Here is a 10,790-nt window from a genome sequence, read left to right on the forward strand (position 1 = left end):
CTCGTGCGCAGCCCCCAGGTCCCTCAGCGTCTGATCCACGACACCCCACCCTCTCTCCCGCCGTACGGCGTGCTGGCCGGGCCGCGGTGGCGGCCGGTCCCAGCGTGCCGCAGCCACCCGGCCGCCGACCCGGATCCGGGGGAAACGCCACCCCTCCAAGGGGGCGTGCGGCTCGGGGGTTCCCGGGTCCCGTACGGCGAGCCCCCTCGCGGGTGCGGTGGACCGGGGTGGTCGGTGCCGGTGCGCTGACGCGGTCAACGGGCGTAGCGTGGTGGGGTATGAGCGAGGTTGTGGAAGCCAGGGGTCCGAAGGTTCCGCCGAGTTATCCGCCGAAGTCGCCGCCGCCGCAGAAGAAGCCGGTGGAGGCGCCGAGGCCGCAGCCGGCGACGAAGCCGAAGTCGCTCACCGGGGTGCCGGCCCGGCTGGTCGTCACCAGCCGGCGGGCCCGGGTGCTGGCTTTCCGGGCGGACCAGTGGGCGGCGAGGAAGGCCGCCGGGCAGGCTGCGCTGGCCGTCGCCGAGTGGGACTACCCGCTGCTGGACGAGCACGACTTCCTCAAGGCCGTCCACGGCCTTGTCCGCGCGGCCGTGGCGGCTGGCGGGAAGCGTGTCAGCGTCCACCTCGCCGACCAGGACGCGAAGGTCCTCGTCATGGTCCTCAACCACCTGGCCGACGGACCGGACGGTGCGGGACCTGTGCCGCCGGAGGTGGCGGTACTGCGCACGGTGGAAGCCTGCGGCTCCCACACCGACCACGACGGGCACGCCTGGTGGGCGCTCCTCGACGCCGAGCCCCGGCCGAAGAAGCGCCTGGCCTAGCAGGGGCTTCCGGGCACGATCGGGTCTCCCGTCCCGGTCGTCGCAGAGCGGGTTGGATGCTGCCGGCCGGGCGGTGACCTGGCGACGTGTGGGGGCAGCCGGGAACCTGCACGCGGTCGGCAGCGCCACGGGGCCGGGAGCGGCCTGTCCGAAGGCGACTCCCCGCACCAGCTATTGCACTCCTCCACCGGCTCGGGCCTGACGATGACGCGCTGGTCCGGGTGTGAGCCCCACCCGGACAGAGTGATCTCGGCCGGAGTGCTGGGCGCCAGGCCGCAGATAGTGATGCGTGTGTGGGGAGCCAGCGCTTGACGGTATTCGTGGCGGCTCCGCATGCGTTCGCCGTCGGCGCGTCGCATGACTGCGGTGTAGGTCTGCCGTGCGCTGGGGCCGTCGTTTCAGCGTTTGACGCGGTTTCGGACGGCGAGGATCGCGAGGCCCAGGAGGATGGGTTCGGTGAGGCGGGATGTCATCTCGATGTAGGTGCCGGCGGTGGTCAGGCCCTGGCCGGAGGAGCGGAACACCACCGAGTTGAGCGTGACCTTCATCGCCTTCTCGAAGCGCTTTGTGGTGAACCGGTTCCCGGTGGGGTTCCGGGGATCGGCTTTGTCGATCACGAAGGTGACCTTGCCTCCCCCGGCCGGCACCGTGCCGGTGGCCCGCTGCTTCGGGTCGTCCTGTGGCAGCCCGAACCCCATCATCAGCACGACGGTGGCCAGCATGCAGACCGCCAGCCAGCTCAGGGCGCGGGAGGCCCGCAGGCCGTAGCCGGACAGCGCCCAGTAGGCAGTCAGCAGACTTCGCTCGCTGCGGGGGATGTCGCCGGCATGGCGGCGCATCTCCATCTCCCCGTAGTAGAAGTCAGCGGCACCCGGCTCGTGCTTACCGTCCTCGAACGCCTTGCGCAGCGCCCGGTACACTGGCGCCAGCTGCAGCGGCCCGACACGCCCCGCGTCGGATGCGGCCCTGTTCCAGCCCGGTACCGCGGCCGGCTGTCTGGCGCGCCAGTGGTGCTCCTCGGCAAGGGCGCGGCGCTGGGTGAACCGCAATGGCAGCCAGCCTCGCCAGTGTCTGCCGGAGGGGACCGTGGCGAAGGAGCAGGCGCCCTCCAGGCGCACCTGGTCCAGGTGCACGGTCCCGGTGAAGAGGCACTCCGACAGGTCGAGGTCGGACAGGACCAGGTGGGCCGCGTCCACTCCGCGCAGCGAGGCCATCCGCACCGAGGCATCGGGGTCGCTTGCGAAGAGAGTTTCGTCCACCTGCTGTCCGCGGGAGTCCAGGAACGGATCGGTCTCCGCTGCGATGGTGAGGGGGTACTCGAAAACGGCGTGGTCGAAGTCCACCTTCGTGTAGCGCAGACGTATTTCGGCTATGGACGACCAGCGGGTGCGTCGGCACTCCAGGTTGCGCGCGGCGAACGAGAGGGTGATGGGGCTGCCGAACACCGCCCCGGAGAAATCGACCCGCCCGGCACACACCAACGGCCCCAGGCTGGCCGCACGCTCAACGGTCGCCGACCCGAAATCGGCGTTGCCTTCGAAGGTCGCCGACTCGAAGTCGACGCTTCGCTCAAAGGTCGCGCTCGAGAATGCGGCGTCACCCCCGAAGACGGCCAACCTGAACATGGCGTCCTGCTCGAAGAGGGCCGAACTGAACTCTGCACCAGGCCTAAACGTCGCTGCCCCGAACATGGCGAAGTCTTCGAAAATCGTCGACTTGAACATGACGGCACCCTCGAAGGTCGCCGCGAGGAACTGTGCGCCACTCCTGAACTTCGCCGACCCGAAGGCGGCCAAGGCTGCGAACGTCGCCGACTCGAACACGGCGGCACCCTCGAAGGTCACCGAAGCGAACTCGGCAGCACCCTCGAAGGTTTCGCACGCTCCGGCGCACCACGGGGCGCACTTCTTCGCCGCGTCACCCGGCCGGGTCAATGGATCAAGTAACAGCCGTTCTGCGGGATTCTTCGCATGCGTGACCGAAAATCGAACGAACTTATTCCTTCGTGAGGGCTGATGGCGGCCTGGGAACGGTGATTCGACCGCGGGACAGGACGGCGTCCTGTCCCGCGGTGCGGTGCGTCCGGCCGGTCAGCCGCCGGCGGCCGGGTTCAGAAGGAGACGTCGAAGTAGTCGATGTTGGTGAACTCGACCCGGAGCTGGTCGGCCCGGGTTCCGCCGTCCTTGAAGTAGACCTCCTGCAGTCCCTCGGCGACGATCGCCCGCAGGTCGCGGTCGGCGGCGCCCTGGGCACGGGCGAAGAGACGCTGGGCGTAGGCGGCGGGAAGGCGGACGGTGAGTCGGCGCACCCGGCCGTCGTCGGTGGTGCCGACGGCCGCCGTGTAGCCGAAGCGGGCGCGGGTCTCGACGGTGATGCCGGTGCTGGTGGCGGCCTCCTTGCGGCGGCGGCCACGTACCACCGGCTGCCAGCGGGTGCGTACGGCTGTGTCGATGCGGTCGGCGACCGGCTTGGGCGGGGTTTTGCGGTCGCCCTTGCGGTAGCGCTCGACGGAGCGCTGGCTGACGCCAAGCTCGGCGGCGATCGCGCGGGTGGTCTTGAGCTTCTTGAGCAGGAAGTTGATCCGGCCCTTGAGGGTTTTGGGTGGGTCTTGGGTGTAGGCCTCCTGGTCGGCGCGGACGATGGCGTCCTCGATCTCTCCCACAGCGGTTCAGCACTCAGCGCGGGTCCGGGTGATGCGGGGTGAGCGGCCTGTCGGGCGTGGCCTCCGGCGCCTCGTCGCCGGAGGCCACGGCCGTCTATTCGCCGTCGTCGAGGACGGCGTCGCCGCCCTTGATGTGGCGGGCGGGGTTGAGGCCCTTCTCCATCAGGTCCACCGCCCACGCCATCTCCTGCACGCCCCTCCAGCTTGGCGAGACCCGGGGTGGGGCCGAGGCGGAAGCCGCCCATCAGCGGCTTGCCCGAGGCCGCGTACGGGAAGAAGTCCAGCGGGGAGGCGCCGGGGCTGGGGTAGACGACGCAGTCGGAGAGCACCGCGAGGGGGAACAGGCCGGTGAGTTTGACCATGTTGGCGAGCTTGCGGTGCATGTTGACCCGGGCCTTGGAGATGACGGCAGCGCGGATGTCCGGGCGCCAGGTCGGGCGCTGCATGGCGGGCCAGGGCTCGCCGTCGCGGTAGGTGCGGCCCTGGGGGCGTTCGCGGAGCTTGCCGATACCGCCCTTCACGGTGGCCTTGATCGCGGTGAGGACGGCGGCCATCGCCGGGTCGGCCTGCTTGTGGTGCTCCATCGCCGCCAGCAACTCGGCGTCGGTGACATCTGCGGTGACGCCGAGGTCGGCGAGGGTGTCGACGTACGCGGTCTTGAGCCGGTCGTGCCACGGGTCGAGGTAGGCGCCGGTCTCTCGGCGCAGGTAGGCCTCGATGGGGTGGACGTCGTGGCCGAGTTCCTGGGCGTAGGCGAGGGTGTGGGTCTGGTACCAGGCCGGGCCGGTCGGGCGGGTGCCGTCCGGGGTGAACGGGGAGGGCAGGCGCGGATCGAGGTCGATGTGGGAGAGGTCGGCCAGCCAGGAGCCGGGGATCTTCTTGCTGAACACCGGCTGGTGGAAGTGATCGGGCGCAGACAGGCCGACCACGAGGCGGGCGGCTGCCGCGAGGAACGCGGTGTTCAGGTCCAGCCCGACCGCGTACGGGAGCAGGCACTCCTCGTCGGAGAGGAGGGCGGGGTCGCGGACCCACTGGTAAGCCTCCTCGTTCAGGAAGCCTCCCGTCCAGCCGGAGTTCACGACGACCGGGTGTTCGGCGATCGCCTCCGGCGGCGCCGGGTCCACCGGCTCCGAGCCCAGGGATCCCAGGTTGTGGCCCGAGACCCAGGTGCCGTTCTCCTGCACGGCGCGGGTGGGCGGGCGCAGGGCGGTCATCAGCTCCAGGCCGGAGACGGCGGTGGAGCCGCGCGGGGTGATGACCCGCTGGGCGTAGACGCCGAGGACGCGGGCGATGTCGGCCGGAGCCATGTCGGCGACGCCCGGCCAGGAGCGTGCATCGAGGGCGTCCCAGGACAGGACCGCGAGCTGCACGCACTGCCGCGCGCTGCCCTGGGCCTTGCGGTAGATCCGCGGCCACGGGCCGAAACCGCGCTGGGTGAGCTGCCACTTCGCCTTGGCGATCTGCTTCACCGTCGGGTGGTCGTCCGCCAGGCGCAGTGAGCGCCGCTCCTCACGGCCTTCCAGCCGCTCGGGGAGGCCGAGTTTCACGGCGGCGGAGGCGGTGAGCACGATCAGCGGGTCGGAGTCCTTGCCGCTGCGGTTCAGGCGCGCAGCGCCCAAACCGGAACTTCAACGTCCACTCCACCAGCTCGACCACCGTGGTGGCCGGGCAGTCCAGCACGATGCCGTCCACGGCGTAGGCGTTGCCGTCGCCGTCGAGGACGGCGAGCGGGCCGTGCGGGAACCGGGGATCAGCCGCAGTGGTGGCGGGCTTGGCGGCCTTCTTCGCGGCGGGGCGCCGCGACGTCGCCGCCGGACGGCCAGCGGGCTCGGCAACGGCCTGGCTGCTGGGCGCGGCTGACGGTGCGGCGGGCGCGGCTCGGAACGTCCCGCTTCCCAGTTCTTCACCGACTGGGTCGTGGTCTGCAGGGCGAGACAGGCCCGGGTGATCCCGGCCGCCTCGCGCAGCCGGGCCCGCTCCGCCGGCGGCGGCATCTCGGGCTCACCCGTCAGCAGGGAATCCACGGCCGCGAACAGCTCATCCTCGGTTGGCATGCCCCAGCCCTAGCATGCTTCGGTTCCCGCTCACGTGCAACGGGCCCCGGATCCGGATCACCTAGTCTCAACGGACTTTCACCGAGAGCTCCATCAGCGGGAACGGGCTCCGGGCAGCGTCAGAACGGTGGTTCGTCGGAGTAGGTGTTATTCCAGGAGTCGGGGGCCGGGGCGACGCCTGGCGGGACCTGGAGGACTCGGACGGCGTCCGCGATGCGGCCGAGATCGATGAGGTGGCGGGCCAAGACGGGGCTGGTCTCAGCGGGGTGCTGTTCGAGGACAGCGACGGCTTCCTCGAGGCGGCCGGCCCCGGCAAGCAGGCCCGAGAGGGACCAAGCCGCGTCCAGGTGCCGCCTTCGGGATGCGCCCGGGCCTGCTCGATCGCCTCGTCGCGCAGGCCGCAGTCGACCATGAGGGGAAGCCGCCACGCCGCTCCTTGAGGGCATCGAGGTAGGCCAGTCCGTCGTGGGCGCGGCCGTGCTCGGCGTGCAGGGTGCACAGCGTGTCCACGACGCAGTCGTCCGCGCCGTACGGGGAGTCCGCCAGGGCGTGCATCACCGCGATCGCGTCGTCGACCAGGCCGTGCCGGACCAGGAGCTGGGACAGCACATGGGCGACATGCCACATGCCGTCGGACTCCTCGGCGAACGTCCGGTAGACGGAGATCGCTCCCTCCACGTCCCCGTGTTCCTCCAGCACCTCGGCCAGGCTCCGCGCGGCGTGCCCGAGGGTCTCGGTGGCCGCGTACGCGCGCAGTTCCTCGATCCGGTCATGCCGGGCCAGCAGGTCGGCCAGCGCGTCGCGACCGTTGACCGATGTGACGACCCGACGGCGCAGCAAGGCAATGGCCTCGTCGATGCGGCCCTGCCTTTCCCGGACGGTGGCGAGCAGGTCGAAGGCGTTGGACGGCTCCAGGCGCAGCCGGTGGCAGTCGGGGTCGTCGCAGGCCGGGTCCGCGGCCCCGATCCGTGCCTGGAGCAGCCCGCCACCTCCTCATCGCGGCCTGCGGCTTCGGCGACATCGACCAGGGTCTGGGCGAGGAACCAGCCTTCGAACCCGGGCTGCAGGAGGACGAACGCCTCGGGAGCCTGGCCGTGGCGGGCCAGCAGGCGCGCGACGAAGTCCACGACCAGGGGGTCCCCCGCCTGCGCGTACGGACGGCACAGCGCGATCGCTTCGTCGGGCCGCCCCCAGACCTCCAGCAGTTCGGCCCGGGCCCGGGCGGCCGGCCACCAGCCCGTCGCGACGTACGGGGCAAGCACGTCCAGCGCGGGCTCGTACTGCTGCCCCTCGCCGAGCAGCCGCGCGCAGAACCACTCCCCGCTCCGGGCCCGGAACTCCACCTCAGGCTCATGGCCGAGCTCCAGAAGCCGGGTGACCAGCGACGAAGGAATGAAGCCCGACAAGGTCCGGGCACGAGATTCAAGATCAGCAGCGTCCATGGCCCCGCACCCTAGCCACCGCCTCTGACACACCCCAGTTAAGACAAATCCCTGGCGCACTCGATGGGGTGCACCTGGCACACGAGCGAAACCGCGCCCCCAGCAGGCAGGTTGCCGAGGGCATGAACCACGAGAACGTGATCACGATCGAGATCCGGGGCCAGGAGCCGGCTGCCGTCGAAGCGGCGCAGCGGATCTCCGAGCTGTTCCTCTCCAGCGGCCCGTGCCGGCTGCGCCGCACCCCGGGCGAGGCGGAGGTGCAGGTGTTGGTGTAAGCGGACGTCGCCCGGAGCCCGGACGAGGGCGGCTACCTCGACCCCGGGGACCGGGCGGAGGACGCAGGCGCGTTTCTGCGGTGAACCCGCTCCCCCAGCGGAGTGAGGCACCCCCAACCCCGGCTCGGTCCCGCAGCCGGTGACCCGCTATCACCAGGCTCATGATCAAGAACTTGCGCCGGGGCCTCATGGCCGCCGCACTCACCTTCGCCGTCCTCGCTCCCGCCTCCCCGGCCCAGGCCGACGAGGTCCCTCATGGACGGGATCACCGCCCTGCCGGTCGCGGACGAGATCCGCGACGGCTACAAGCGGGAGCTGTACCCGCACTGGAAGGACGACGACAAGAACGGCTGCACCGCCCGCAACGACGTCCTCATCGCCGAAGCGATCGAGGCCCCGACCATCGGCTCCGGCTGCTCCCTGACCGGCGGCACTCCTACTACGACGACGTCCTCGTCCAGGGCCCGTACGGCGTCGACATCGACCACCTCATCCCGCTCGCCGAAGTCCACGACAGCGGCGGCTACGGCTGGACCACCGAGCGGCGTCGGCGCTACGCCAACGACCTCGGCTCCGACGTCACTCTCGTCGGCGTCTCCGCCCGCTCCAACCGGCAGAAGTCCGACCAGGACCCGGCCACCTGGATGCCCATGGCCCAGGTCCACTGCCGCTACCTCGGCGAATGGGTCGCCACCAAGCACCGCTGGGCCCTCGCCGTCGACCCCGCCGAGCGCGAGGCGCTTCTGCGGTACGCGGCCGACTGCCCCAACGCCCGCATCACCTACGACCCCGCCGCCTGACCCACCGATGCAGCCGCACCGACGCCCCTGCCCGCGTGTTGATCTTCCGGTTGTCCGCGGTCGCGGTGGCCGCGAGTAGCGGCACCTGCTGGCGTGTCCACGTGGTGCGTTCGGGAGTGGTGGCCGGGGCGTCGATGTGGGGATTCACCTACCGGTGGTGAGTGGGTACTGGTAGGTGTGGAGCCGTCGAGGCCGGGGTGTTCGTGTCGGGTGGGGTGGGTGTCATGGCGCAAGTGGTGTGCGTGCACGGGATGGGCCAGCAGTTACAGGGCGAGGACCGCCTGCGGTCCGTGTGGTGGCCGGCTCTGAGCGACGGCCTGCGTCGGGCCGGAGCGGAAGGTCTCGTGGCTGAGGCGGACGTCGCGATGGGCTTCTACGGGGATCTGTTCCGCCCCGCCGGGCAGTTCCTCGCCGCCGGCGACCCGCCCTACACCGCCAGGGACGTCGAGGACGGCTTCGAGCGTGAACTCCTGGCCGCGTGGTGGCAGGCTGCCGCGGAGACGGACCCGGAGGTGGCTTCGCCCGATGCCACGGACGCCCTGGTCGCCGCCCCGCGGTCGGTTCAGGCCGCACTGCGCGCCCTGTCCGGTTCGAAGTTCTTCGCGAACCTGGCACTGCGGGCTGTGGTCTCGGACCTCCAGCAGGTCCGCGCCTATCTGACCAACCAGAAGACGCGCGAGGAGGCCCGTGGCCGGGTCATGGAGCGGATCGGCCCGGACACCCGCGTGGTGGTCGCGCACTCGCTCGGCTCGGTGGTCGCCTACGAGGCCCTGTGCGCATTGCCCGGGCACGGGGTGCGGGCGCTGGTGACGATCGGCTCGCCGCTGGGCATCCGCAACCTGGTCGTCGACCGCCTCCAGCCGGCCCCCGCCCGCGAGGGCAAGGCGGTACGCGGGGCGTGGCCGGGCGGCGACGAGCTGGCGTGGACGAACCTGGCCGGGACCGGGGACGTGGTCGCTCTGGTGAAGGACCTGCGCCCCGTCTTCGGCAACCGGCTGCGCTCCGCCGTGCTGTCCAACGGCACGCACGCGCACGACGCCACCTCCTACCTCACCGATGCGCTGTGCGGGCAGGCGATCGCAGAGGGCCTGGCATGAGCGGTACCGACAGCACGACGGACGGGCCGCGCAGGTTCCTGATAGCTGCGGTGGTCGCGGACTACCCGAAGAACCAGGAGTGGAACCGCCCCGGCCTGGTGCAGGCCCGCGACAGGGTCGTCGACCTGTTCACCGGCACGCTCGGATACCGCCTGTACGACCCTCTGCCGCTGAGTCCGACCAGACAGCAGCTGACCGAAGCCCTGCGCGCGTTCTGCCGCTCACCAGAGCGCCGCGAGGACGACCTGCTGACGCTCTACCTGTCCTGCCACGGCGAGATTCTCGACGGCGGCGAAGAACACGTGCTGCTCACCACCGACACCGACCCCAACGACCTGGTCGGGACCGCCCTGCCCACCGCGGAGCTGACGCGTGCCATGCTGCGCGACACCAGCATCCGCAGGGTGATGCTCCTGCTGGATGCCTGCTACATCAGCCAGGGCGGCAACCAACTGGCCGCCGCCGCGCTGGAGCGCCTGGGCGCCACCTGGGGCACAAGTTCCGGGTCGGGGCTGGTGGTCGTCTCCTCAGCGCAACCGCACCAGACCGCGACCGCCGGCCTGTTCCCGAAGCTCCTGGGCGACGCGGTCACCAACTTGTCGGTCGCCGGGCACGGCCCCGGCACCCTGTCGGTGAACGCCGTCGTGCAGCACATAAACGGCGCCAAGGACCGGCCCGGCAACCAGCGGATCGGGCTCGCCATGGTCGGCCTGGACGGCGAGCCGCCCCCCTTCTTCCCCAACCCCCGCCACGATGTGCACCTCAACGAGGTCGATCTCGCCCTCCAGCAGGCGGCCGCCTTCGACCAACAGGACCGGCGGCGCGAGAGCGAGTTCACCTCCCGCCTACTGGTACGCGCCATGGCCTACCAAGGCGCCCCGGGCGACGACCTCACAGCCCCGGCCTGGTGGTTCAGCGGCCGCCACTACGCCCTGCACGACCTCGCCACCTGGCTCAACACCCCCGCCGGCAGTGAGGAATCGGCGTGCCGGGTGGTCACCGCCGCCCCCGGCTCCGGCAAGACCGCAGTGCTTGGCCTGATCGCCGCCCTATCCCACCCCGAACGCCGCCGTACCGTCCCGACCCGCGCGCTCGGCCTGTCGCAGGACCTACTCGCACCCGGCACGATCGATGTCGCCGTCTACGCCCAGCGCCTGACCGACGCCGATGTCCTGGACGCCATCGCCGCGGCCGCTCGCCTCCGCACCGGCACCGTCGGTGAACTCCTCGACGCCCTGGACCACCGCACACGGCCGCTAACCGTTCTCATCGACGCACTCGACGAAGCCGCTACCCCCGACACCCTCTGCGCCACCGTCCTGCGCCCGCTGATCGAACACTCCCGAGGCCGCATCCGCCTGCTCCTGGGCACCCGCCCCTACCTCCTGCCCCGCCTCGGCATCGACCCCGGCGACACCGGCCAGGTCATCGACCTCGACAGCCCCCGCTATGCGGACCGGGAAGCCCTCACCACCTACACCGCCCGCACCCTCCTCCAGGCCCGCAGCACCTCCCCCTACCGCGAGCGACCCCACGCAGTGCGGCGGGTCGCCCGCGCCGTCGCCTCCGCTGCCGGAAAGTCCTTCCTCATCGCCCGCATCACCGCCGGCACCCTCGCCGCTTCCCCCACCATCCCCAACCC

At 71.2% G+C, this 10,790-nt stretch carries 9 protein-coding genes and 1 pseudogene; 6 read left to right on the plus strand and 4 right to left on the minus strand.

Annotation, left to right across the window (positions count from 1 at the left end; translation table 11 throughout):
- Positions 1-278 precede the first annotated feature (278 nt).
- Positions 279-818: a hypothetical protein gene (locus PV721_RS36000; protein ID WP_319731897.1), complete on the plus strand. Its 540-nt coding sequence runs from the start codon at positions 279-281 to the stop codon at positions 816-818.
- Between the two features lie 398 nt (positions 819-1,216).
- Here PV721_RS36000 and PV721_RS36005 read toward each other — a convergent pair whose 3' ends face one another.
- The 4 genes and pseudogenes from PV721_RS36005 to PV721_RS36020 all read right to left on the minus strand — a co-directional run bounded on the left by PV721_RS36005 (position 1,217) and on the right by PV721_RS36020 (position 6,374).
- The gene (locus PV721_RS36005; RefSeq protein ID WP_319731899.1) at positions 1,217-2,662 is read right to left on the minus strand and encodes a pentapeptide repeat-containing protein; all 1,446 of its coding nucleotides are present in this window, start codon (positions 2,660-2,662) and stop codon (positions 1,217-1,219) included.
- Positions 2,663-2,928: 266 nt separating this feature from the next.
- Positions 2,929-3,480, minus strand: coding sequence for a telomere-protecting terminal protein Tpg (gene tpg, locus PV721_RS36010; protein WP_319731901.1), 552 nt, complete (start codon positions 3,478-3,480; stop codon positions 2,929-2,931).
- 254 nt (positions 3,481-3,734) lie between these two features.
- Positions 3,735-5,048 (minus strand): annotated as a pseudogene (gene tap, locus PV721_RS36015) (telomere-associated protein Tap); the annotation flags it as partial.
- A 744-nt stretch (positions 5,049-5,792) separates the two neighbouring features.
- Positions 5,793-6,374 carry a hypothetical protein gene (locus PV721_RS36020; protein ID WP_319731903.1) on the minus strand — a complete coding sequence of 194 codons (582 nt, stop codon included), beginning with the start codon at positions 6,372-6,374 and terminating at the stop codon, positions 5,793-5,795.
- Between the two features lie 128 nt (positions 6,375-6,502).
- Between PV721_RS36020 and PV721_RS36025 the strand changes: the two genes are divergently transcribed.
- The 5 genes from PV721_RS36025 to PV721_RS36045 form a co-directional block, all read left to right on the plus strand.
- On the plus strand, positions 6,503-6,991 hold the full coding sequence (locus PV721_RS36025) for a hypothetical protein (protein WP_319731905.1): 489 nt from the start codon (positions 6,503-6,505) through the stop codon (positions 6,989-6,991).
- A gap of 107 nt (positions 6,992-7,098) precedes the next feature.
- On the plus strand, positions 7,099-7,251 hold the full coding sequence (locus tag PV721_RS36030; protein WP_319731907.1) for a hypothetical protein: 153 nt from the start codon (positions 7,099-7,101) through the stop codon (positions 7,249-7,251).
- Positions 7,252-7,412: 161 nt separating this feature from the next.
- The gene (locus PV721_RS36035; RefSeq protein ID WP_319731909.1) at positions 7,413-8,051 is read left to right on the plus strand and encodes an HNH endonuclease family protein; all 639 of its coding nucleotides are present in this window, start codon (positions 7,413-7,415) and stop codon (positions 8,049-8,051) included.
- 224 nt (positions 8,052-8,275) lie between these two features.
- On the plus strand, positions 8,276-9,148 hold the full coding sequence (locus PV721_RS36040; protein ID WP_319731911.1) for an alpha/beta hydrolase: 873 nt from the start codon (positions 8,276-8,278) through the stop codon (positions 9,146-9,148).
- Positions 9,145-10,790 (plus strand): caspase family protein (locus PV721_RS36045; protein WP_319731913.1); only part of this gene is annotated, 1,646 nt, incomplete at its 3' end. The genes PV721_RS36040 and PV721_RS36045, both read left to right, overlap by 4 nt.

Source organism: Streptomyces sp. MB09-01 (assembly GCF_033794505.1).
In the GTDB taxonomy this organism is placed as follows: Bacteria; Actinomycetota; Actinomycetes; order Streptomycetales; family Streptomycetaceae; genus Streptomyces.

Bases quoted from the DNA above. Each gene is read 5' to 3' on its own strand.
- PV721_RS36000 (WP_319731897.1), top strand. From the start codon at position 279: ATGAGCGAGGTTGTGGAAGCCAGGGGTCCGAAGGTTCCGCCGAGTTAT.
- PV721_RS36030 (WP_319731907.1), top strand. From the start codon at position 7,099: ATGAACCACGAGAACGTGATCACGATCGAGATCCGGGGCCAGGAGCCG.
- PV721_RS36035 (WP_319731909.1), top strand. From the start codon at position 7,413: ATGATCAAGAACTTGCGCCGGGGCCTCATGGCCGCCGCACTCACCTTC.
- PV721_RS36040 (WP_319731911.1), top strand. From the start codon at position 8,276: ATGGCGCAAGTGGTGTGCGTGCACGGGATGGGCCAGCAGTTACAGGGC.